We start from the raw sequence: 21,402 nt of genomic DNA, 5'->3' as shown, positions 1-21,402 counted from the left end.
GTCTCCGGATGCTTGCAAAAGAAATGGTCGTGATTGGTTCCGCCAGCCTATGGCTTCTTCGGAGACCGTGACGGTCGTTCACTCCCCGTTGAGATTGGGCGACGGTCCGTACGGGGCAAGGAGTGGATGTACGGACACGAGGAGGTGGCGGCGACGCATGACGAGGATGTCGAGGGCGAGGGTGGCCCGGCGGATCGCGGCCGGAGCCGCGTACGGCGGCGGTGGGATCGGTCTGGTCGGCGCGGCGGCCATGGGTCTGCTGCTGGCGGAGGTCCAGCTCGCCAAGCGCCAGGTGGGCAACGGGACGTCGCCGCACGTCCCGCAGGCGGAGGGCCGGTACGGCAGTGGCTACACCACCCCCGGCGAACCGCCGCTGCGGCTGGTGATGCTGGGGGACTCCACGGCCGCGGGCCAGGGCGTCCGCCGCAGCGGCCAGACGCCGGGCGCGCTGCTGGCGTCGGGGCTGGCGGCGGTGGCGGAACGCCCGGTGGTCCTGCGTAACGTCGCCCTCCCCGGGGCGACCTCCGACGACCTGGACCGCCAGGTGGCGCTGGTCCTGGCGGACCCGGCCCCGGTCCCCGACATCTGCGTGATCATGATCGGCGCGAACGACGTGACCACCCGGATGCCGCCGACCCGCTCGGTACGTCATCTGGCGGCGGCGGTACGACGGTTGCGCACGGCCGGCGCGGAGGTCGTGGTCGGCACCTGCCCCGACCTGGGCTCGGTCGCGCCCGTGCAGCAGCCGCTGCGCTGGCTGGCCCGCCGGGCCTCGCGGCAGCTGGCGGCCGCCCAGACGATCGGCGCCGTCGAGCAGGGCGGCCGTACGGTCTCGCTGGGCGATCTACTGGGCCCCGAGTTCGCGGCGAACCCGCGCGAACTGTTCGGCCCGGACAACTACCACCCCTCGGCGGAGGGCTACGCCACCGCGGCGATGGCCGTCCTGCCGACGGTGTGCGCCGCGCTGGGCCTGTGGCCGGCCGAGGAGGAGCGTCCGGACGCCTCGCGCCGCGAGGGCTTCCTGCCGGTGGCACGAGCCGCGGCGGAGGCCGCGTCCGAGGCCGGTACGGAGGTCACGGCGGCGATGTCGACGGGGCCCAAGGGGCCGTGGGCACTGCTCAAGCGGCGTCGTCGGCGGCGGGTGGCGGCCGTCGAACCGGAGACCCAAGCAAGCGCTTAGTAAATTGCGGCCAGGGTCACACCGCGCGAAGCGTGACCCTGGCCATACGTGCGGGTAACTTCCCACACAGCCCTGCACGCCCCCGTATGCCCACCCGTCGCCCGACCACCGCCCCTCAACGAGGCGCTGCGCGCCGCCCCTTCTTGACTGGAGCCGTCATGCCCGAAGCCGTGATCGTCTCGACCGCCCGCTCTCCCATCGGCCGCGCTTTCAAGGGCTCTCTGAAGGACCTGCGCCCGGACGACCTGACCGCCACGATCATCCAGGCGGCCCTGGCCAAGGTCCCCGAGCTTGACCCGCGGGACATCGACGACCTGATGCTCGGCTGTGGTCTGCCCGGCGGCGAGCAGGGCAACAACCTCGGCCGGATCGTCGCCGTACAGATGGGGATGGACCACCTCCCCGGCTGCACGGTCACCCGTTACTGCTCCTCCTCGCTCCAGACGAGCCGCATGGCCCTGCACGCCATCAAGGCCGGCGAGGGCGACGTCTTCATCTCGGCCGGTGTCGAGATGGTCTCCCGCTTCGTCAAGGGCAACTCCGACAGCCTCCCGGACACGCACAACCCCTTCTTCGCCGAGGCCGAGGCCCGCACCGCCGCCGTCGCGGAGCAGGAGGGCACCACCTGGCACGACCCCCGCGAGGACGGTCTCGTGCCGGACGCCTACATCGCGATGGGCCAGACCGCCGAGAACCTCGCCCGCGTCAAGGGCGTCACCCGCCAGGACATGGACGAGTTCGGCGTCCGCTCCCAGAACCTCGCCGAGGAAGCCCTCAAGAACGGCTTCTGGGAGCGCGAGATCACCCCGGTGACCCTCCCCGACGGCTCGGTCGTCGCCAAGGACGACGGCCCGCGCGCCGGCGTCACCCTGGAGGGCGTCCAGGGCCTCAAGCCGGTCTTCCGCCCCGACGGCATGGTCACCGCCGCCAACTGCTGCCCGCTGAACGACGGCGCCGCCGCGCTGGTCATCATGAGTGACACCAAGGCCCGTGAGCTCGGCCTGACCCCGCTCGCCCGCATCGTGTCGACCGGCGTCTCCGGTCTGTCCCCCGAGATCATGGGCCTCGGCCCGGTCGAGGCGTCCCAGCAGGCGCTGCGCCGCGCGGGCCTGGGCATCGCCGACATCGACCTGGTCGAGATCAACGAGGCGTTCGCCGCCCAGGTGATCCCCTCCTACCGCGAGCTCGGCATCGACGTCGACAAGCTGAACGTCAACGGCGGTGCCATCGCGGTGGGCCACCCCTTCGGCATGACCGGCGCCCGCATCACCGGCACGCTCATCAACTCCCTCCAGTTCCACGACAAGCAGTTCGGCCTGGAGACGATGTGCGTCGGCGGCGGCCAGGGCATGGCGATGGTCATCGAGCGCCTGAGCTGACCAACTCCCTGTAGCCACACTGGAACAGAGCGTCACAGGTCGGCCCAGAACCGTGGAATCCCCAGGTTCTGGGCCGATTTGTGATCCAATCTCACCCAGGATGTGACCTATCTCCCTCGGAAAGGGATTCGCGCAGGTCAGCACCACTTCACTAACAACCCCCGGATCCAAAGTCCTGTCCGTTTCGTGACGTTACGCACTGACAGCTGGATAGTCCGCCCTTCAAGCTGATGTAGGAAGTCGGGGGTCGACTTTGAACCGGGAGTACGTCAGTGAGCGCCATGCCGATCGCCTTGTTGGTCACCACGGCCGCCACGGGCGCCGTGGGCGTCGCCGTCCTGCGCACCCTCATGGTGCTGCGCCGGCAGGTGGCCGCCCTGCACACCGAGCTCGCCAAGGGCAACGCCGCCGCCGCGCGGGGTCGTGTGCCGGCCGCCCGCCACTCCGCCGACGTCGACGAGATACGCGCCGCCGTGGCCGAGGCCCTCGCCGAGGAACGTGAGCGCGAGCTCGCCGAGGCGCGGGCCTTCTGGGCCGCACAGGAGGCCCGTGACGCCTCTGACGCGCCCTCGCTGCTGGGCCTGCCCGACAGCGAGCTGTTCCTGCCCCGGCAGGCCGATTTCGTCGGTCTGGAGCCCCTGGAGCCGGTCGCCGAGCACGGCACCGACGCCGAGGAGTCCGCGGAACTGGCCGCGGCCCGCCGCCGCCACCCCTCCCACCCGGACTTCGTCCCGGTCTCGTCACCGGTCGTGAACGACCACGAGCGCACGGTGGCCACGCTGGAGGAGCTGGCGGCGTCCCAGGTCGAACTGGCCGACGTCCGCCCCGGCCCACTGGGCACCCTCGACGTCTACGTCTTCGCCGACGGCACCACCCTGTGCATGACCCCGGGCCACCGCGAGACAGCGGAACGCCTGGCCTCGGCCCTGCACGCCGGCGAGACACCGACGCTGCTGGGCGGCTCGGGCATCTCGGGCGCGTACACGCTGACGTTCGCGTGCGGCGAGGAGAACGTCTACATCCTGGCCGACCGCGTCATAGCGTCCCTCTAGCTCAGACGCCCGCCCGCTTCTGCGCCTCCTCCACCAGCCGCACAGCATCATCGACCTGGCCCTCGTCCGTGAGTACGAGGGCCAAGTCGTGCACGGCGACGGTGATCTGGTCGGCGGCAGCGAACATCCCCGCGTCCGGCATCTCCCGAGGCTCGGCCCCGGGCGCCTCCACCTCCTGCGCCCATCGGGCGAACTCCCTGGCCAGCCCGAGAGCCTCGGCGGCAGCGCCCCGCTGCAACCGGCTCTGCGGAGCGGCCCGAAGACGATCGGCGAAGTGATCCACCGCACGGCACAGACGCGTCGTATCCACCACGCCGCGAGCGTAGGGCCTCCCCGGCGGATCATGCCAGCCACGCGGGGTCCGGCACGCACATCTGCCGCGCCGGACAGCTCTCCGCTGCTTGCCCGTCGGCCCGATCCGCCCGAAAAGGCCCTACGCGCCCCACCGGGACTGTTGCCAACGGGCGAACGCTCAGGCACGGTGACCTGAAGGACCGGCTTACATCCCCTTTGCGTCCGGAGGCGCCGATGTCCCACGTCCTCTCCGAGGAGACCCACCGCAACATGCTCGCCCGCATCCCCCACTGCACCGGTCGTGAAGTGTCCGACTGGCTCCGCACCGTCGAAGAAGGCCCCTCCCTCTTCCGCTTCGAGGAGAAGGTCAGCTGGCTCCGGCACGAACACAACCTCGCGTACGGCCACGCGAAGGCCATCGTTCACGAGTACGACCTGAGGAGGGCCGCGCGCAACTTCGCCTAGACGCGCACCACGACAAAGGGCCCCGGGACGAAACCCGGGGCCCTTTCGCCGCTACTCGCGACTACCGCTGCACGCGATTACCGCTGCACGCGCTAGTCGCTGCTGTTGAGGATCGCGATGATCCTCAGGAACTCCATGTAGATCCACACCAGCGTCAGCGTCAGCCCGAAGGCCGCCAGCCACGCCTCCTCGCGCGGAGCGCCGTAGGCGATGCCGTCCTCGACCTGCTTGAAGTCCAGGGCGAGGAAGCAGGCGCCGAGCAGGATGCCGACGACGCCGAAGATCACGCCGAGCGGGCCGCTGCGGAAGCCGAGGCCGTCACCGCCGCCGAAGACGGCGAACAGCAGGTTCACCATCATCAGCAGGATGAAGCCGAGCGCGGCCGCCATCACAAAGCCGTAGAACCGGCGGTTGACGCGGATCCAGCCTGCCTTGTACGCCACCAGCACACCGGCGAAGACCGCCATGGTGCCGATCACGGCCTGCATGGCCGCACCGTCGGCGATGCGGTTGTCGACGATGTTGGACAGGACGCCGAGGAAGACGCCCTCGAACGCGGCGTACGCCAGGATCAGCGCGGGCGAGGCCTTGCGCTTGAAGGCCTGGACGAACGCCAGGACCATGCCGATCAGCGCGGCGCCGATACCGATGCCGTACGAACGGCTGATGTTCGCGTCGTCGATGGGCAGCAGTGCCCAGGCGAGCGCGGCCGTGACGATCAGGACGCCGAGCGTGGTGCCGGTGCGCAGGACGACGTCGTCGATCGTCATGCCCCGGGTGGTGACCGGGGCCTGCGGCGGTGCGCCCTGCTGAAGGCCTTGCTGTGCGTAGGGGTTCTGCGCGTACGGGTTGCCGGCCTGCGGCTGCGCGTACGGGTTGCCCTGCGTACCCACAGCTGCGCTCCCGGCCTGCGGCGCGGTGTTGAAGCCCGCGTAGCCGTTGTCGCGGCTGAACCCCCGTCGCGAGAAGACCGGGTTGCTGCTCCTCATTTCACTCCTCCATGGCCACCGTGTGTGTGGGCCTTGGCTCAAGAGTAATAGGTAGGCAAAGGAATGACCCTAGTGCTTGGGGAGGATCTTTCCCTCGTCGTGGTGCGCAACACGCTACGCGGCCCGCTGATTCCCGGCCACGGCGGCCTCACCCGAACGGAAACCCCGTGTACCCCTCGGCCAGGTCGGTCTCGGCGGCCCGGGAGGACGCGAGCCGTTCCAGCCGGGCCAGCTGGAGGCGGTCCTCGAAGGCGGTGGCGTCGGGGGATCGGTGCAGGAGAGTCGTCATGTCGTAGGAGAACCGCTCGGCCTGCCAGACCCGGCCGAGGCAGGTCGCGGAGTAGGCGTCGAGCAGCTCGGCCGAGCCGGTCTCCTTCTCGTACGTCAGTGCCCTCGCGAAGGTGACGACGTCCCCGACGGCCAGGTTGAGGCCCTTGGCTCCCGTGGGCGGCACGATGTGGGCCGCGTCGCCGGCCAGGAACAGGCGGCCGTGCCGCATCGGCTCGTGGACGTAGGAGCGCATCGGGGTGACCGACTTCTGGGTGATCGGGCCGCGCTGAAGGCGCCAGCCGTCGGCGGTCTCGAAGCGGCGCTCCAGCTCCGCCCAGATGTCCTCGTCGCGCCACGCCTCGGCGTCGGTGCCCTCGGGCACCTGGAGGTAGAGGCGGGAGACGGACGGGGTGCGCATGGACAGGAGGGCGAACCCGCGGTCGTGGTGGGCGTAGACCAGCTCGTCGTGGGAGGGCGGGACGTCGGCGAGGATGCCGAGCCAGCCGAAGGGGTACGTCCGTTCGAAGGTCCGGGACAGCGCGGCGGGGACCGCCTTGCGGGCCACGCCCCAGAAGCCGTCGCAGCCGACGACGTAGTCGCACTCCAGGACGTCCTCGATCCCCTCGTGCCGGAAGCGGACGCGCGGGCTGTCGGTGTCGGCGCCCTCGACGGCCAGCGCTTCCGCCTCGAAGAGCAGCGGGCCGCCCTCCTTGAGCTGGAGGGCGATGAGGTCCTTGCAGACCTCGGTCTGGGCGTAGACCATCACCGACCGGCCGCCGGTGAGGGTGGGGAAGTCGACGCGGTGGCGCTTCTTGGCGTACCGCAGCTCTATGCCGTCGTGGCGCAGGCCCTCGCGGTCCATGCGCTCCCCGGCGCCGGCCGCGCGCAGGACGTCCACCGTGCCCTGCTCCAGGATTCCGGCCCGCTGCCGGTGCTCGACGTAGGCGCGGTCGCGGCTCTCCAGGACGACCGAGTCGATGCCGGCGTTGTGGAGCAGCCGGGCGAGGAGGAGGCCGGCGGGGCCCGCTCCGATGATGCCGACGGTGGTGCGCATCGACCAGCCTCCGTGTTTCCGCGTCGTCGCGTGCTCGCGTGTTCGCGTGGTGAAGTTTATTTCACTCACTTTCAGACATGAGTTTCCGACCGCACGCGCCCGCTGTCAACGGTCGTGCGGTGAACTCTTCAATGGAGGGTGCAGGTTCCCGAAGTGCCCGGAGCCGGACTTGAACCGGCACGCCCGCGAAGGGGCAGCGAGGTTTAAGCTCGCCGTGTCTGCATTCCACCATCCGGGCAGGCCATGGGCTCCGCATCGAGGTTCCGAGCCTATCGGGATACATCCCCCGAACATCGGCCGGGCGGACCGATGTTGTCTTATTTTATTGATGTCTGAGGGAGCATCAGCACCCGGAACAGGCCATCCGCACTTGCCAATAGCCTTGCGCGTGACCCTCGACGGCGCATGCGGAATGACGGAATTTCACCGCCCGAACGAGGGGGCTCCACCTGTTCTCTGCACAACACCGGTCAGGGACCACGGTCATCCCCAGGTATGACACCGCGGAGTGTGGTCCGACCCGAGTCCCCCCAACGAACCGGAGCAGCGGCTGACTACACGGCGGCTCGCGGGCCGGACGATGGATGTCGTCCCTCCGACCAACCCATCGTTCTTGGGGAGTGCCTTCTCGTGACCACCGCATCCATCGCCGGCCGGGCCACCGCCGTGGCCGCGCGTGCCACGGATCTGTCGAAGATCTACGGACAGGGCGAGACCCAGGTGGTCGCCCTCGACCGGGTCTCCGTCGACTTCCGGCAGGCCGAGTTCACCGCGATCATGGGTCCCTCGGGGTCCGGCAAGTCCACGCTGATGCACTGCGTGGCCGGTCTGGACACCTTCTCCTCGGGTTCGGTGCGCATCGGCGAGACCGAGCTGGGGTCCCTGAAGGACAAGCAGCTGACCAAGCTGCGCCGGGACAAGATCGGCTTCATCTTCCAGGCGTTCAACCTGCTGCCGACCCTGACAGCCCTGGAGAACATCACGCTGCCGATGGACATCGCGGGCCGCAAGCCGGACAAGCAGTGGCTGGACTCGGTGATCGCGATGGTCGGCCTCGCCGACCGGCTCAGCCACCGTCCCTCCCAGCTGTCCGGCGGCCAGCAGCAGCGCGTCGCCGTGGCCCGCGCCCTGGCCTCCAGGCCCGACATCATCTTCGGCGACGAGCCGACCGGAAACCTCGACTCGCGCTCCGGCGCCGAGGTGCTGGGCTTCCTGCGCAACTCCGTACGGGAGCTCGGGCAGACCGTGGTGATGGTGACCCACGACCCGGTGGCGGCGGCGTACGCGGACCGTGTGGTGTTCCTGGCGGACGGGCGGATCGTCGACGAGGTGTACGGGCCCACGGCCGAGTCCGTCCTCGACTTCATGAAGCAGTTCGACGCGAAGGGCCGTACCAGCTGATGTTCCGTACCGCCCTGCGCAACGTGTTCGCGCACAAGGCCAGACTGCTCATGACCGTGCTCGCCGTGATGCTCGGCGTGGCCTTCGTGTCGGGCACCCTGGTCTTCACCAACACCATCTCCGAGGCCTACCAGAAGAGTTCGGCCAAGGGCTTCGACCAGGTCGACGTGGCCGTGGAACCCGAGCACCAGGACAGCGAGGGCGACACCGTCGGCAAGACGGCCGAGCTGACGCAGCCGCTGCTCGACGAGAGCACGAAGGTGCCGGGTGCCGCCTCCGCCATCGGCGTGGTCAACGGCTTCACCGCCATCGCCGACAAGGACGGCAAGCTGATCGGCGGCGGCTTCCAGTCCCGGGGCGGGAACTACTGGGGCACCAAGGACACCCGGTACCCGCTGGTCAACGGGCATGCGCCGAGCGGTGCGGGCGAGGTCCTGATCGACTCGGAGACCGCGAAGCGCGCCGGGTACGAGGTCGGCGACACCGTACGGCTCTCGGTGGACGGCCCGGTGCTCGACCCGAAGATCACCGGCATCTTCACCACCGACGACGGCAATGTCGCCGCCGGCGGCAGCCTCGCCCTCTTCGACACGGCCACGGCCCAGCGGCTGTTCGGCAAGACGGGCACGTACGACCAGATCGACGTGCGGGCGAAGGCGGGCGTCAGCCAGACCGCGCTGAAGGCCGAACTGGACAAGGCGCTGCCGAAGAACCTCGTCGAGACGACGACCGGCCGGCAACTGGCCGACGACCAGGCGGAGATGATCTCCTCCTCGATGTCCGGCCTCAAGCAGGGCCTGCTGGTCTTCGCGGGTATCGCGCTGTTCGTCGGTACGTTCATCATCGCCAACACCTTCACCATGCTGGTCGCCCAGCGCACCAAGGAGCTGGCCCTGCTGCGGGCCGTCGGTGCCTCACGCCGGCAGGTCACCCGCTCGGTCCTCATCGAGGCGTTCGTGGTGGGCGTGGTCGCCGCGGTGACCGGTCTCGCCGCCGGTATCGGCATCGGGGCGGGGCTGCGGTCGCTGATGGGCTCGCTCGACGCGACCGTCCCGGACGGACCGCTGATCATCACGCCCGGCACGGTCGGGGCGGCCCTCGCGGTCGGCGTCCTCGTCACCATGCTGGCGGCCTGGCTGCCGGGCCGCCGGGCCGCGAAGATCCCGCCGGTGGCGGCGATGAGCAGCCTGTACGCCGCGGCGACCACCAAGTCACTGGTGCTGCGCAACACGCTGGGCGCGCTCTTCTCGGGCGCGGGCATCGCGGTCGTCCTCGCGGCGACGACGATGTCCGGCTCGGACGGCCAGGCCCCGATGGGCCTCGGCGCGGTCCTCCTGATCATCGGCGTCTTCATCCTGACCCCGCTGTTGTCCCGCCCGCTGATCGCGGCCGCGGCACCGGTCCTGCGCGTGTTCGGCGTCTCGGGCAAGCTGGCCCGCCAGAACTCGGTGCGCAACCCACGCCGTACGGCCGCCACGGCCTCCGCACTGATGATCGGCCTCACCCTGATCACCGGCATGACGGTGATGGCGGGCAGCCTGCAGAAGTCGATCGACAAGATGGCGGCGTCCGCGATCAAGGCCGACTACGTGGTGTCCATGGCGAACGGCAACGAGCTGTCGCCGGACGTCGAGAAGAAGCTGGGCCGGATCGACGACGTCACGGCCACCAGCCCGCTGCGCAACGCGCCTTCCCGCATCGACGGCGAGACCGAGTACCTCACCGGCGTCACGGGCAGCACCATCGGCGAGCTGACCGACCTCAAGGTCGACAGCGGCGCCTTCAAGGTGGGCGGCACGCAGGTCGTCGTGGACGACAAGACGGCCACGTCCCACGGCTGGAAGGCCGGTTCGAGCTTCACCGTCTCCTACGAGGACGGCAAGAAGCAGGAACTGAAGGTCGCCGGGGTCTACGAGGGCAACGAGATGATCCAGGGCATCATCCTGGACAACGCCACGCTCTCCCCGCACCAGTCGGACCCCGCCGACATGCAGGTCATGGTCAAGACGTCCGACGGCACGTCCGGCGCGACGAAGGACCAGCTGGAGAAGGCCCTCGGCTCCAACCCGGCCATCAAGGTCCAGGACAAGAAGGACCTCTCCGACGAGATCGCGCAGATGTTCACGCTGATGCTGAACATGCTCTACGGCCTGCTGGCCATGGCCGTCCTCGTCGCGGTCCTCGGTGTCATCAACACCCTGGCCATGTCGGTCTTCGAACGCTCCCAGGAGATCGGCATGCTCCGCGCGATCGGCCTGGACCGCAGGGGCATCAAGCGGATGGTCCGCCTGGAGTCCCTGGTCATCTGCCTCTTCGGCGGAGTCCTGGGCATCGGCCTGGGCGTGTTCTTCGGCTGGGCGGCCGGCGAACTCCTCGGCTCGAGCCTGGCGACGTACGAACTCGTCCTGCCGTGGGCCCGAATGGCGGTCTTCCTGCTCCTGGCGGCGACGGTGGGCGTCCTGGCGGCGCTGTGGCCGGCCCGGCGGGCGGGACGGCTGAACATGCTGGCGGCGATCAAGTCGGAGTAGCGGTACGGCAGTCGGGGCCCGTCGCCGGTGGCGACGGGCCCCTCTTGTTGGTCTGCTTGTTTGTCTGCTTGTTTGTCTGCTTGTTTGTCTGCTTGTTTGTCTGCTTCAGTTCCAGGTACGGGACCGTAGAGGCATCCCCGAGTCGCCGGACTCGGGGGTCCGGATCGCCAGGACCTGGTTCACGCCGATTCGGTTGTGCTCGAAGGCGAGCGCGGAGGCGGCCATGTACAGCCGCCAGACCCGGGCCCGCCCGGCACCGGCGAGCCGCACCGCACGCGCCCACTCCCCCTCCAGGTTCGTGACCCAGCGGCGCAGCGTGAGGGCGTAGTGCTCGCGGATAGACTCGACGTCCCGCACCTCGAACCCGGCGCGTTCGAGCTGGGTGACGGTGGTACCGACGGGGGCGAGCTCCCCGTCCGGAAACACATAGGAGTCGATGAAGTCGTCGACGTTGTACGCCGATTCGTCCCGGTGGGGCCGCCGGGCGATCTGATGGTTGAGCAGCCGCCCACCGGGCTTGAGAAGCCGGCAGAGCACCTCGGCGTACTCCAAGTACCGCTCGGAGCCGACATGTTCGGCCATCCCGACGGAGGAGATCGCGTCGTAGGGCCCGTCGGCCACATCCCGGTAGTCCTGTACGCGGATCTCGACCCGGTCGGTGAGTCCCTCGTCGGCGACGCGCTTACGGGCGTACGCGGCCTGCTCCTGGGAGAGGGTGATCCCGACGACGCTCACGCCGTGCTCGCGGGCGGCGTGGATGGCCATGGAGCCCCAGCCGCAGCCGACGTCGAGGAGGCGCCGGCCGGGGCTCAGGCCGAGCTTGCGGGAGATGAGTTCGAGCTTGTCGCGCTGGGCGCCTTCGAGGGTGCCGCCCTCGGACTCCGGGGCCTGCCAGTAGGCGCAGGAGTACACCATGCTCGGCCCGAGGACGATCTCGTAGAAATCGTTCCCGACGTCGTAGTGATGACTGATGGCCCGCTTGTCGGTGCGCTTGGTGTGCAGATGACGGCGGGGTCTGCGGACCTCCTCGCGGGGCGGGGCGGGCGGCAGCGGGTGTCCGGCAAGGGCGACGAGTCCGCGTACGGCGGCCCGCACCTCGGGGTCGCGCAGGGCCTGGGCGAGGCTGCGGGCGTCCTCGTCGCGCTCCCAGACGAGCCCCGACACCAGGTCGAGGCCGGCGTAGAGATCCCCCTCGATGTCCAGGTCCCCGGCCACCCAGGCACGGGCGAGGCCCAGCTCGCCGGGCTTCCACAACAACCGCCGCACAGCCCGCCGATTACGCACCACGAGTGTCGGCGCGCCCGGCGGCCCCGCCTGCGAACCGTCCCAGGCGCGGATGCGCACCGGTAGCGGTACACCCAGCAACTGTTCAACGAGGCTCTTCAACCGCAGCGCGGCGTCTGCCATGGCGCGCACCTCCGTGACGAGGGATCCCGGAATGTCCAACACCACGTAAACACCTGCGGGGCTCGGCCGCAGTCCCCCGTTCGCGTTACGGCTGGGCAAAATGTGTGTACGGGCCATGGGCCTTGGGCCGGACCGTCAGAGCGCGTCGAGGGCGTCCGAGGTGATGTCGATGTCGATGTCGTAGGGGACGTCGACCTTGAGCAGCTCACGGTGGATGCCGGTGAGGGCGTAGACCTTGGACACCGGATCGAGCTCGTACGCACGGACCACGGGGCTCCGGCTCGCCCCGGTCGTCTCGACCAGCCAGAAGTGCGGGATGCCGGCGGCGGCGTACTTGTGGGGCTTGGTGTCGCGGTCGCGGGCTTCGGAGTCGGGGGAGACCACTTCCACGGCGAGCAGGACGTCGGCGGCCTGAAAGCGGGTCTGCTCCCTGCTGGTGACCGCTTCGGCGCGGACGACCGAGATATCGGGCTCGGGGCCGTTGCGGCGGTCGAGGACGACGGTCATCTCGCGGCGGACCTTCATCTCCTTGGGGACCGTGCGGCGCAGACCGGCCACCAGAAGGTCGATCATCGTGCTGTGGAAATCCCGCTGCGGACTCACGAAAACCAGGCTCCCGTCGATCAGCTCGGTGTGCGGCGGGAGGTCGGGCAACGTGAACAGGTCGTCCACGGTGTATCCGTCCCGGGGCGGCACCGGCCAGCGGCAGCCGGGCTCGGCGGTCGGCTCGGCAAGGGGCTCGGCGGTCATGATTCCTCCCATGGGCGGGATTCTCGGCCTGCCGGTCCACGGTAGCCGCCGTAATCGGTGATCGTCATCACAAAGAGTGACGTCACGGCTGTTCGGGTTCCGGGGCGAGGCCCATGTCCTTCGCGCTGTAGCGGGGCAGGTCCGTGGTGTCGATCGTCCAGGTGCCGACGTCGGTGGCGAGGGTGACCGGCTTGCCGTACGGGAGGTGCAGGCGGTTCTCGTAGGCGGGTCGGCCGCCTGCGCGGCCGATCGCCCACTGGTACGTCCAGGTGCCGTCGCGGGGATCGAGGATCAGGTAGTGCGGGATGCCCATGGCGGGGTAGTCACGAGTCTTGTCCCGGTACTCGTTGTCCGGATTGGACGGGGACACGATCTCGATCGCCAGAGCGATCTCGCGGGGATCGAGAGGATCGTCGGTCTCCATGGCCTCGTACGCACAGACATGGAGATCGGGGACTCGAAGCTTGCCCAGCGCCTCGTCGTCGGTGTCCGTGGCCTCGAACACGCCCAGTGCGTCCGGGAGCTGCGGGCTGAGCTGGTCACGTACGCGCGTCGCGGTCAGCTGGTGCCGCGGGCGCGGGCTCATCATCATGACGATCTTCCCGTCACTGATCTCGGGCCAGGTCAGGCCGGGCGGCGGAGTGAAATGGTCACGCACTTCGCGCAGTCGCCGGTACAGGGTCTGCTGGGTCATGGGTCCTCCCGCCTCCCAGTATGGGGGCGACGGTCCGTCCACGCGGAGAGCAGGGCGAACTGGTGATGACGCCGGTTCGGAGGAGACGGTGAAGGTCATCCGGCGGGCTCCACGGGGACGAGGGCGATGTCGGCCCAGACCGTCAGCCCGCTGCCCGCCCGTCGCGTTCCCCACCGGTCGGCCAGGGCTTCGGTGATCAGGAGTCCGCGACCGTGCTCTTGCTCCGGGTTCGGCAGTCCTGCCGTGCCCGGGGGCGGCGCAGGCGGGTACCCCTTGCCCTCGTCGGTGACGCTGATCGTGACCGTCCGAACGGTGAGGGCACAGGTGACCGTGATGGTGCGGCTGTCGGTGTGCTCCAGGGCGTTGGCGACCAGCTCTCCGGTGATCGTTTCCAGATCGTCGGTCGTCTCGGGTGGCAGCCCCCACGCCCCGGCCGTGTCGCGCACGTACCGCCGGGCGGCGCCGGCGGAGGTCAGGTCACGGCCGGGGAGGGTGAGCAGGCCGAAGCCCCGGGGGTCGGTCGGACTGTGCGCCAGAGCGTCGTGAAGGACGGTCTCCGAGAACGGCGCGGAGGCCACTCCGCCCTCTCGTGTCCACCGATCCCCGTGGAGGCGACCGCCCCGAGAGACGGCGATGAGCAGCACGTCCTGGAGCGCATCCGCCAACTGACCTGCCAGGCCGGCGAATTCGTCGGCTCCACTCGGCCCGGATGCCGAGAGCCCGTCCCGCGCACGCCCCAGAAGCCTCTGCGCGAGCCCGAGTTGCATGCCCTCGATCCGGTCGGCCAACCGGGAGGCGACCCCACCCTCTCCGTCCGTGAGGAGGAGACAGGGCTGCCCGTGCGCACCGGTCCAGGGCAGGAGCCGTACACGGTCCGCTTCCTGGCTCATGACGCAGCTCCCAGCACGGCGTGGATGTCACGGACATCGAGATCCACGCCGTACGTGGCACACCAGAGCGTGTCCCGGCGCAGGCGCTGGAGGCGGGCCTTTTCCTCGTGTTCGTGTGCGGTGAGGTAGGGGCGGACGAGGGGGGTGGAGGTGCCGTCGATGGGGGTGTGCCAGGGGCGGACGGTGGGGGCGATCGAGGTGCGGAGCAGCCCGGCGCGGGTCACCGCCGTAGCGGACGGCTCTGGAGGCCGTCTCGACATCCCGCTGCGGGCAGGAAGTGTCCTGCGATGCCTCCCTCGTGGGGTGAGGCAGTCCCGGATGCGGTCCCGTACCCGAGCGATTACACGAAACACGAGGTCAACTCCCTTTCAAAGAATCTCCGTTGGGTTCACTACTTGTCGTACGGGCGTCGATCTCCGCCCAGACGTGCGCGCCCTGCGCCGTCACGTCATGGCCGTATCGGTCGGCACGAGCGAGAGCCACAAGCAGTGAGCGGCGGCGGGCATCCGTGAGCGTCACAGGAAGTGCGGCTCTGACGCGGATCCGGCCGATGAGCTCCTCGGTGCACACCGCACACCCCGTGAGAGCGGCGAGTTCGGCGGCCAGCGCGACCGCTTGAGACTGTGCGAAGCACACGAAGAAGCCCCCGTGACGAGATGAGCCGTGACGAGGCGAGCACTGAGAGTATTTCTACTTCAGTAGCTCCTACCTGATGCAGTAGCTTGCCAATGTCGTCGGAAGAAGCACCGCCTTACGGCAGAGGAACCGGAGAGCCGCCCATGCCCCGAGAGGCGCCCTACCTCGAAGTCGCCGACTCCCTGCGCGCTCGGATCCTCGCGGGAGAGTGGGGAATCGGAACACGTCTGCCGTCCCGCGCGCAGCTCGCCGAGGAATACGGCGTCGGCCGCAATGTCACCCAGCGGGCCATGGACCGGTTGATCATCGAGGGACTCCTCGAAGGACGCGCCGGCTCCGGCACGTACGTCCGGAAACCGCGTGAGCGCATGCGGATGGTCCGTTCAAGGCATCGCGAACGCCGAGGCGGGTCCCCGTTCGGCGCTGACATGAAGGAGCAAGGTAAGGCCGGCACTTGGGAATCGCACAGCCAGGCACGTGTTCCTGCGCCGGAGGCCATCGCCGAACGGCTGGCCATCAACCCCGGGGACCTCTGTGTGACCACGCGCTACGAATTCCTGGCCGACGGTCAACCCGTCCAACTCTCCGAGTCCTGGGAACCAATGGCCGTCACGGACGGGACACCCATCGTGCTACCCGAGATGGGACCCCTCGCCGGGATGGGAGTCGTGGAGCGCATGCGCTCCATCGGCGTGGAGATCGAGACCGCGGTCGAACTGCCGCGCCCCGCCCGGGCCACCCAGGCCCAGGCGAATCTGCTGGGCATCAGCGTGGGCGACCTGGTACTGGAGATTGAGCGGATCTATTACGCCACTGATGGAAGGCCCGTCGAGACAGCGAACATCGTGGTGCCGGACGTTCGCTTTGAAGTGGCTTATGAGTTCGGTGTCGACGGGCCGTAGGTGTCGGCGCTCTCGCATCGCGTCGATACGCAGAGCTGCGAGCCAGCGATCCCCTGAGGCGCTGGGCGTGTGCAGATTGCGTGTGGACAGCGCGCCATCCTGGGTGCGCGCCAGGGGGTGAGCCGCCCCTCGCCGTGTGCGGTCGCGATAATGAGCTCCATGCCTGAGCACGGAGGCGGAACGAGCGAGCCGCCGCACAACAGCACTCCCAGGTCACGACTTTGGGACTATGTGGAGATGACCGTCCGGCCTGCCGCGCCGGAGTCGGCGGCGTCTTCGCACAAGCATCAGGAGCTGGCCGAGGAGGTGCCGGCCCCGGAGCCCGTTCAGGAGCCGACACCTGAGCCGGCACCCGAGGACAATGAAGTCGAGTCGCGCAGGCGGGAGTTCGCCGAGTTGCTGGATGAGTTCCGGCATACGGCGGTGCTGGTGCCGCTGGGTGACGCCCCCGGTCCGGACGGTGAACGGGGCCTGCTCACCACCGGCTTGAAGGGCATCCGGTTCATCCTGGCCTTCTCCGACGGGCAGGCGCTGGCCCGCTATGCCCAGGCGCGCGGCGAGTACGCCTGTGAGTGGACCTACCAGACGGTCCTCGGCGCACGGCTGCTGGACGTGGCGGTACCCGCGGCCGGAGTGCCCTGCGGGGTGGCGCTGGACTGCGCGGACGGCCCGGATGGCATGGTGTTTCCGCCGGTACGGGGCGTCGTGCCCGACGAGGTGGCCGTGGACCGTGAGCAGGAGGATGCCGTATGACCGCCGACGGGGGCAAGGACCTGAGGGCCGTCGGTCTGGACCTGGTCGCCAAGGGTCTGACCGAGGCGCTGGGCGAGCTGAAGGAACTCGGCATGGTCGGCACGGCCGGGGCCGGCCGCGGCTTCGGTGACCTCGCCCTGTCCGGGCTGGAGTTGGGGCACGAGGGGCTGACCGAGACGTTCTCGTCGTTCTGTGAGCGCTGGGAGTGGGGTGTGCGCTCGCTCATCAACGAAGGCAACGCGTTCGCTGTCAAGACCGATCTGTCGGCCGGCACCTACTACGAGACCGACCAGTACGTCGAAGGCACCCTCAAGGTCGTCACCAACGCCGCCATCGGCAACCCGTACGCCTCAGAGGACGAGGTCACCCAGATGGGCTGGGGCGACCTCGCCACCTCCGGCGTCTACGGCGGCGATGTCGACTACAGCAAGGAGTCCTTCGACCAGGCCATGGCCAACAGCGGCCAGGGCTGGAAGGACGCCGGACGCGACGTGATGACCTCCAGCACCGTGGGCCCCATGGGCCTCAACCCCGAGAACCTGCACGACACCTTCGGTGTCTCCGACACCGAGTACAACCACATGCTCGACGACACCTTCGGACCCTCGCCCGAAGCCCGCGCCCAGGCCGCCCCGGCCGCCCAGCCACAGGGTGGGAGTGAGCAGTAGTGGGCGTCTTCGGTGACATCGGTGACGGCCTCAAGGACGGCCTCAACTCAGGCCTGAAAATCGGTGAGGACCTCATCGATGAAGGCAAGAAGAAGCTCGGCGAGGGCGTCGACTACGCCACCGACAAAGTGGGCGACAAGCTCGACGACGCCGGCCTGCACGGCGCGGCCGACACGGTGCAGGACTGGGGCGACGACGTCGCCTCCGACCTCGGGGCCACCCCCGGCGAACAGCAACTCGGCCAGACCGAACAGGCCAACGAACTCGTCCACGGCAACCCCGGCAGGATCCGGGAGAGCACCAAGCACCTCAAGGACTTCCAGGCCGCCTTCGACAAGGTCGGCTCAGGCATGAAGAAGGTGGACTCTTCCGGCTGGCAGGGCGAGGGCGGCGACGCCTTCCGCGCAAAGTTCGGCGTGCATCCCACGAAGTGGCTGCACGCGGCCGACGCCTGCGAGACGGCCGCAGGAGCACTGGAGTCCTACGCCGACACCGTCAAGTGGGCACAGGCCCAGGCCCGGGACGCCATCGAGCTGTACCGGAAGGGCAAGAAGGCCTCCGAGCAGGCCGTGGCGGCGTACGAGACGCGCATCGAGACCTACACCGCCAAGATCAAGGCGAACCAGGACCCCGGACCCGAGCTTGAGCCCTTCCACGACCCCGGCAAGGACGACATCAGGGCCGCCCGCGAGAAACTCGCCGAGGCCCGCAAACAGCGCAACACCGCCGCCTCTTACGCTCAAACCAAGGTCAAGACCGCCCTCGCCCACGCTCCCGCCGAACCACCACCGCTCGACCGGCTCGGCGACAACCTCACCGACGGCTACCAGGCCGTCAACACCGAACTCACCCATGTCGTCGGCGGCGCCTTCAAAGGCACCGCGGGCCTGCTCAACTTCGTCCGCGGCCTCAACCCCATGGACCCCTACAACCTCACCCACCCCGCCGCGTACCTGCAGAACGTCAGCATGACGCTCTCCGGCCTCGTCTCCACCGCCGCCCACCCCGAACGCGCCGTCCAGGCCGCCGTCGACGGCTTCAAAAAGGACCCCTCCGAGTTCGTCGGCCGCCTCATCCCCGAACTGATTGGGACCAAAGGCGCGGGGCTCGCCCGCAGCGGCGTCCGCTTCGCGGTCAAGGAAGGCGTGGAGACCGGTGCCTCGAACCTGGCGTCCAAGGGTGTGAAGTACGGGGATGAGGCCGCCGAAGCCGGGGCGAAGGACTGGAGCGATCTGGCGCGTTCCACCGACGATGTCTCACAGAAGGCAATTCACTACGACTCCATAGATCCGAAAAAGGCCCAGGAATTCCTGGACGATCAATACCCGTGGCTCAAGGACGTCAACAACACGGGGATGCCCGGATACACGCAGAACTGCAGCCACAACGTCGACGCGGTTAACCGCAGACTGGACGGCATCGAGGTCAGCGCCGCCCCCAAGCAGGTGCCCGACCATGTCCCCCCGGAGCAGCTTGGCCTGAAGGATGTACCCAAGGGCCACTATCATATGGTGAACAGCTACGACGACCTCATCAACAATCTCGCCACGCGAGGGGAGGACTCAAGAAGCGTCGTGTACATCAGTCGCTCCGACGGCTCGGCACATGTCTTCAACGCCGTGAACACAAAGCACGGTGTCGTGTTTCTCGATGGCCAGAGCGGAACTCTCGGAAGACTCGAGAAAGACGTCTCCTCTATCGGGCACATTCCATATCGCGATGGAGTTCCTAAACCATGACAAAAAACGAAGCCGTGGCGGCTGCTGCCAATTTCCTGAAGACCACGGCCTATCCGGACCGGGCCGATTCCGTGGTTATGCTCCCAGATATGGCCATCGAATTTACTTACGGCTGGACGGTGCGCTTCGACTTCAAGGAGCACATCGAGACAGGCAACCCCATGACGGCCCCATTCACCTCCGTCATCGTGGTCCCGCACACTGGAGCAGCCGCACACTTCCCGCCGACCCACCTTCCCGTGGCGGAGTACATGGAACTGTGCGCGATGGGCAACTGGCCCCCGAAGGACCGTTGAGATGTCGAGCAGTCCCGAGCAACGGGCTTCGGCGTGGCTGAGCGTCACCTACGGTGGCCTTGTCGAACTGGCCGCGCCTCATCCTGTGCACGATACGGCCGCCGCCTGGCTGATGGCCTGCCGGACGGTGCCACAACCCGGCTACCCGAACACGCCGATGATGGCGGCCTCCGTGGTGGTGCCAAAAGACGGCGGTGTGCCGTTCCACCCGGCCCCGAGCAACCCGCTCGCGGACCTGGATCCGGCCCCGTCCGAGGAGGCGGCCCACCGGGTCGACGGCCAGTCCCGCCGGATCAACGCCCGGGGCTGTCTGGTCGCCCTACACTCCGCCATCAACGGCTCCCCGTCCGTTCCACTGCCCTGGCGCCCCTCCGACGAGGCCCCCGGGTGGTGGGCCCGGCTGAACCGCCGGTACTTCCACGAGTTCACGCGCATCGCCGTCGACGGCTGGGACGACGTGATCAAGGCCGTCGCCGAGTCGGGACCGGACACGCGTGGCGTGGTGTGGGTGCGCCGTGAGATCGGCGGCCACGAGGCGACCGGCAACCTGCTCTACGCACACAACAACAAGGGCCAGGTCGTTCTGCTGGACGGGCTGACGTCGTCCCTCGCCAGGCCTGACACGGCCCTGGTGCGCGAGTTGGTGCTCCTCCGGTCATCGCCCGAGGCATACGCGTCCCGACGGCATTCGTGGGAGCGTGAAGCTCAGGACTTCGCGTCCGCGGTCACCAAGGCCCGGCTCTGGCTCGAGGACGCGTACCACGGGCAAATCGACCTGGCTGCGCCGACACCCCAGGACGAGACCCAGCGGGGCTGGGTCTTCTCCTGCAACACCAAACGGTTCCTACACGATGGACATTGGCAGGACGCCATGCTCGACGCAACGCTCGTCGTACCGAAAGACGAAGCGGCGCCGTTCGGCCTGCCGAATGCAGACCCCTGGGCCTGGCTCGCCCGCTGGGACGCAGGCGCGAACCCCGGATCGGCGGAACTCCCGGCTCCACCCCCGCCCGGCCGTGCCTTCTGGTTCGAACCCACGCTCGCAGAGCTGGGCTTCGTCCTCTCCGTTTCAGAGCATCAGGACTGGCAGACCGCGTTGGGCACCCTGTCGGCGCTGCCGACCGGGGCACGTGCGCTGGTCTGGGTACGCCGCACGGACGGCCGGGCGCGAGAGGCTGTGGGCTGGTTGGTGAGCGTCATCAAGACCGCGAACGGCCCGATGCTGTTCGACGGTGCGTCCGACGCCCCCGTATCTCTCGGTATGGCAGGGGTCCACCGTCTGCATGTGATCCGTTACAGCTGAGGCCGAGCAACTAGTTCTGGCCTGCCCGTCCGTCAGTACGCGGCTCCTTCCACGGTCCTGACTCATCCGATGCTCGGCGCGTCGCCCGGCAGGCTCTCGGCACCGGCGCAATGACGAATGTCCTGGGCGGCGTGCCGAGCGGTGTCGGCGGCAAGGCCGACCGCGCTCGCACGCGTGGCGGGGGCCTTCATGTCCGCGCCGTTGCCGCCCACACCGACCGAGACCTCCAGGAGCTCGTTGCCGCCCGCACGGACCGGGCAGTCGACAAAGAGGTGGGCGCCGGGGCCGTTCAGATATCCCACCGCGTCCCCGAGCGTGAGTGGCGTAGTGCCGGACTTTTTGGCATCGCGCTCGACGTCGTCGCGCGTGTAGTCGCCCCCTTGGAGCAGCCGGTACTCGACCTCGACGGTCGTCCCTCCTCCGGTCAGCAGACACTGCCCAAGTCCCCAGTCCTGCATGGCGTCTTGGCTGTGTCCGGTGGAGGCGAAGTTGTAGGCGTTCTTCCCCTGAAACTTGTCACCGTGCTCAGACATAAGGCCCTTCACCTCCCCGCCCGGCAGCGACTTCTCGCACACCTTCCCGGGCACCGCCACGGCAACGTCTTCGTCTGGCCACAGCAGCCAGACACCGGCGCCGGCCAGGACCAGTAGTACGGCCACCACGGCGGCGGGGACCTTCCAAGGTCCGCCGCCCGCGGGGCGGGCCGTCGTCGCCAGGGCTGTTTTCGTCATGTCCTCGTCCTGTCACCGCAG

General features: G+C 68.8%; 21 protein-coding genes and 1 tRNA gene. 12 read left to right on the top strand and 10 right to left on the bottom strand.

Features of this window, described 5'->3' with window-relative positions:
* Positions 1 to 157 precede the first annotated feature (157 nt).
* The 3 genes from AC5P09_RS13655 to AC5P09_RS13645 all read left to right on the top strand — a co-directional run bounded on the left by AC5P09_RS13655 (position 158) and on the right by AC5P09_RS13645 (position 3,611).
* On the top strand, positions 158 to 1,180 hold the full coding sequence (locus AC5P09_RS13655; RefSeq protein ID WP_493874131.1) for an SGNH/GDSL hydrolase family protein: 1,023 nt from the start codon (positions 158 to 160) through the stop codon (positions 1,178 to 1,180).
* A gap of 158 nt (positions 1,181 to 1,338) precedes the next feature.
* Positions 1,339 to 2,559: an acetyl-CoA C-acetyltransferase gene (locus AC5P09_RS13650; protein ID WP_493874130.1), complete on the top strand. Its 1,221-nt coding sequence runs from the start codon at positions 1,339 to 1,341 to the stop codon at positions 2,557 to 2,559.
* A gap of 281 nt (positions 2,560 to 2,840) precedes the next feature.
* Entirely contained in the window at positions 2,841 to 3,611 is a 771-nt protein-coding gene (locus tag AC5P09_RS13645; RefSeq protein WP_266448402.1) for a hypothetical protein, read from the top strand.
* Between the two features lies 1 nt (position 3,612).
* On the opposite strand, the gene AC5P09_RS13640 is transcribed toward AC5P09_RS13645, so the two are convergent.
* Positions 3,613 to 3,894, bottom strand: a complete 282-nt coding sequence (locus tag AC5P09_RS13640; RefSeq protein ID WP_307680097.1) for a hypothetical protein — start codon at positions 3,892 to 3,894, stop codon at positions 3,613 to 3,615.
* Positions 3,895 to 4,139: 245 nt separating this feature from the next.
* On the opposite strand from AC5P09_RS13640, the gene AC5P09_RS13635 reads away from it, so the two are divergent.
* Positions 4,140 to 4,370 carry a DUF4287 domain-containing protein gene (locus AC5P09_RS13635; protein WP_266438476.1) on the top strand — a complete coding sequence of 77 codons (231 nt, stop codon included), beginning with the start codon at positions 4,140 to 4,142 and terminating at the stop codon, positions 4,368 to 4,370.
* Between the two features lie 92 nt (positions 4,371 to 4,462).
* On the opposite strand, the gene AC5P09_RS13630 is transcribed toward AC5P09_RS13635, so the two are convergent.
* From AC5P09_RS13630 to AC5P09_RS13620, 3 genes are all read right to left on the bottom strand, one after another.
* Positions 4,463 to 5,359, bottom strand: coding sequence for a Bax inhibitor-1/YccA family protein (locus AC5P09_RS13630; protein WP_493874129.1), 897 nt, complete (start codon positions 5,357 to 5,359; stop codon positions 4,463 to 4,465).
* Positions 5,360 to 5,507: 148 nt separating this feature from the next.
* Positions 5,508 to 6,683: a 4-hydroxybenzoate 3-monooxygenase gene (locus AC5P09_RS13625; RefSeq protein WP_493874128.1), complete on the bottom strand. Its 1,176-nt coding sequence runs from the start codon at positions 6,681 to 6,683 to the stop codon at positions 5,508 to 5,510.
* Between the two features lie 154 nt (positions 6,684 to 6,837).
* A tRNA-Leu gene (locus tag AC5P09_RS13620) sits at positions 6,838 to 6,921 on the bottom strand.
* Between the two features lie 392 nt (positions 6,922 to 7,313).
* Here AC5P09_RS13620 and AC5P09_RS13615 point away from each other — a divergent pair.
* Both AC5P09_RS13615 and AC5P09_RS13610 read left to right on the top strand, forming a co-directional pair.
* Entirely contained in the window at positions 7,314 to 8,084 is a 771-nt protein-coding gene (locus tag AC5P09_RS13615; RefSeq protein WP_493874127.1) for an ABC transporter ATP-binding protein, read from the top strand.
* Positions 8,084 to 10,612: an ABC transporter permease gene (locus AC5P09_RS13610; RefSeq protein ID WP_493874126.1), complete on the top strand. Its 2,529-nt coding sequence runs from the start codon at positions 8,084 to 8,086 to the stop codon at positions 10,610 to 10,612. Before AC5P09_RS13615 ends, AC5P09_RS13610 begins: the two co-directional genes overlap by 1 nt.
* A gap of 105 nt (positions 10,613 to 10,717) precedes the next feature.
* Here AC5P09_RS13610 and AC5P09_RS13605 read toward each other — a convergent pair whose 3' ends face one another.
* From AC5P09_RS13605 to AC5P09_RS13585, 5 genes are all read right to left on the bottom strand, one after another.
* Positions 10,718 to 12,019: a class I SAM-dependent methyltransferase gene (locus AC5P09_RS13605; RefSeq protein WP_493874125.1), complete on the bottom strand. Its 1,302-nt coding sequence runs from the start codon at positions 12,017 to 12,019 to the stop codon at positions 10,718 to 10,720.
* Positions 12,020 to 12,154: 135 nt separating this feature from the next.
* Positions 12,155 to 12,769 carry a Uma2 family endonuclease gene (locus tag AC5P09_RS13600; protein ID WP_493874124.1) on the bottom strand — a complete coding sequence of 205 codons (615 nt, stop codon included), beginning with the start codon at positions 12,767 to 12,769 and terminating at the stop codon, positions 12,155 to 12,157.
* A gap of 82 nt (positions 12,770 to 12,851) precedes the next feature.
* Complete coding sequence (locus AC5P09_RS13595) at positions 12,852 to 13,463, bottom strand: Uma2 family endonuclease (protein ID WP_493874123.1); 612 nt, start codon at positions 13,461 to 13,463, stop codon at positions 12,852 to 12,854.
* A gap of 95 nt (positions 13,464 to 13,558) precedes the next feature.
* Positions 13,559 to 14,353, bottom strand: a complete 795-nt coding sequence (locus AC5P09_RS13590; protein WP_493874122.1) for an ATP-binding protein — start codon at positions 14,351 to 14,353, stop codon at positions 13,559 to 13,561.
* Complete coding sequence (locus AC5P09_RS13585) at positions 14,350 to 14,577, bottom strand: hypothetical protein (protein WP_493874121.1); 228 nt, start codon at positions 14,575 to 14,577, stop codon at positions 14,350 to 14,352. The genes AC5P09_RS13590 and AC5P09_RS13585 overlap by 4 nt, the downstream gene beginning before the upstream one ends.
* Positions 14,578 to 15,132: 555 nt before the next feature.
* Between AC5P09_RS13585 and AC5P09_RS13580 the strand changes: the two genes are divergently transcribed.
* The 6 genes from AC5P09_RS13580 (at position 15,133) to AC5P09_RS13555 (ending at position 20,650) form a co-directional block, all read left to right on the top strand.
* Positions 15,133 to 15,891 (top strand): GntR family transcriptional regulator, encoded by a 759-nt coding sequence (locus tag AC5P09_RS13580; RefSeq protein ID WP_493874120.1) that lies wholly within the window; start codon positions 15,133 to 15,135, stop codon positions 15,889 to 15,891.
* A gap of 237 nt (positions 15,892 to 16,128) precedes the next feature.
* Positions 16,129 to 16,644, top strand: coding sequence for a hypothetical protein (locus AC5P09_RS13575; RefSeq protein ID WP_493874119.1), 516 nt, complete (start codon positions 16,129 to 16,131; stop codon positions 16,642 to 16,644).
* Positions 16,641 to 17,312: a hypothetical protein gene (locus AC5P09_RS13570; protein WP_493874118.1), complete on the top strand. Its 672-nt coding sequence runs from the start codon at positions 16,641 to 16,643 to the stop codon at positions 17,310 to 17,312. The genes AC5P09_RS13575 and AC5P09_RS13570 overlap by 4 nt, the downstream gene beginning before the upstream one ends.
* Positions 17,312 to 19,051: a putative T7SS-secreted protein gene (locus AC5P09_RS13565; RefSeq protein WP_493874117.1), complete on the top strand. Its 1,740-nt coding sequence runs from the start codon at positions 17,312 to 17,314 to the stop codon at positions 19,049 to 19,051. Before AC5P09_RS13570 ends, AC5P09_RS13565 begins: the two co-directional genes overlap by 1 nt.
* Positions 19,048 to 19,347, top strand: coding sequence for a YrhB domain-containing protein (locus tag AC5P09_RS13560; RefSeq protein WP_493874116.1), 300 nt, complete (start codon positions 19,048 to 19,050; stop codon positions 19,345 to 19,347). The genes AC5P09_RS13565 and AC5P09_RS13560 overlap by 4 nt, the downstream gene beginning before the upstream one ends.
* Position 19,348: 1 nt before the next feature.
* Positions 19,349 to 20,650: a YrhB domain-containing protein gene (locus AC5P09_RS13555; protein ID WP_493874115.1), complete on the top strand. Its 1,302-nt coding sequence runs from the start codon at positions 19,349 to 19,351 to the stop codon at positions 20,648 to 20,650.
* 62 nt (positions 20,651 to 20,712) lie between these two features.
* Here the strand turns inward: AC5P09_RS13555 and AC5P09_RS13550 are convergent, their stop codons facing one another.
* Positions 20,713 to 21,381 carry a hypothetical protein gene (locus AC5P09_RS13550; protein ID WP_493874114.1) on the bottom strand — a complete coding sequence of 223 codons (669 nt, stop codon included), beginning with the start codon at positions 21,379 to 21,381 and terminating at the stop codon, positions 20,713 to 20,715.
* Positions 21,382 to 21,402: the final 21 nt, after the last annotated feature.

It is taken from the genome of Streptomyces sp. a15, from assembly GCF_059026085.1.
This window is presented reverse-complemented; position numbering and strand designations above follow the sequence as displayed.

Excerpts from the sequence above, each read along its gene's own strand:
- AC5P09_RS13570 (WP_493874118.1), top strand. The coding sequence starts at position 16,641 with ATGACCGCCGACGGGGGCAAGGACCTGAGGGCCGTCGGTCTGGACCTG.
- AC5P09_RS13645 (WP_266448402.1), top strand. The coding sequence starts at position 2,841 with ATGCCGATCGCCTTGTTGGTCACCACGGCCGCCACGGGCGCCGTGGGC.
- AC5P09_RS13575 (WP_493874119.1), top strand. The coding sequence starts at position 16,129 with ATGACCGTCCGGCCTGCCGCGCCGGAGTCGGCGGCGTCTTCGCACAAG.
- AC5P09_RS13655 (WP_493874131.1), top strand. The coding sequence starts at position 158 with ATGACGAGGATGTCGAGGGCGAGGGTGGCCCGGCGGATCGCGGCCGGA.
- AC5P09_RS13610 (WP_493874126.1), top strand. The coding sequence starts at position 8,084 with ATGTTCCGTACCGCCCTGCGCAACGTGTTCGCGCACAAGGCCAGACTG.
- AC5P09_RS13600 (WP_493874124.1), bottom strand. The coding sequence starts at position 12,769 with ATGACCGCCGAGCCCCTTGCCGAGCCGACCGCCGAGCCCGGCTGCCGC.
- AC5P09_RS13550 (WP_493874114.1), bottom strand. The coding sequence starts at position 21,381 with ATGACGAAAACAGCCCTGGCGACGACGGCCCGCCCCGCGGGCGGCGGA.
- AC5P09_RS13635 (WP_266438476.1), top strand. The coding sequence starts at position 4,140 with ATGTCCCACGTCCTCTCCGAGGAGACCCACCGCAACATGCTCGCCCGC.
- AC5P09_RS13560 (WP_493874116.1), top strand. The coding sequence starts at position 19,048 with ATGACAAAAAACGAAGCCGTGGCGGCTGCTGCCAATTTCCTGAAGACC.
- AC5P09_RS13605 (WP_493874125.1), bottom strand. The coding sequence starts at position 12,019 with ATGGCAGACGCCGCGCTGCGGTTGAAGAGCCTCGTTGAACAGTTGCTG.
- AC5P09_RS13625 (WP_493874128.1), bottom strand. The coding sequence starts at position 6,683 with ATGCGCACCACCGTCGGCATCATCGGAGCGGGCCCCGCCGGCCTCCTC.
- AC5P09_RS13580 (WP_493874120.1), top strand. The coding sequence starts at position 15,133 with ATGCCCCGAGAGGCGCCCTACCTCGAAGTCGCCGACTCCCTGCGCGCT.
- AC5P09_RS13650 (WP_493874130.1), top strand. The coding sequence starts at position 1,339 with ATGCCCGAAGCCGTGATCGTCTCGACCGCCCGCTCTCCCATCGGCCGC.
- AC5P09_RS13595 (WP_493874123.1), bottom strand. The coding sequence starts at position 13,463 with ATGACCCAGCAGACCCTGTACCGGCGACTGCGCGAAGTGCGTGACCAT.
- AC5P09_RS13630 (WP_493874129.1), bottom strand. The coding sequence starts at position 5,359 with ATGAGGAGCAGCAACCCGGTCTTCTCGCGACGGGGGTTCAGCCGCGAC.
- AC5P09_RS13555 (WP_493874115.1), top strand. The coding sequence starts at position 19,349 with ATGTCGAGCAGTCCCGAGCAACGGGCTTCGGCGTGGCTGAGCGTCACC.
- AC5P09_RS13590 (WP_493874122.1), bottom strand. The coding sequence starts at position 14,353 with ATGAGCCAGGAAGCGGACCGTGTACGGCTCCTGCCCTGGACCGGTGCG.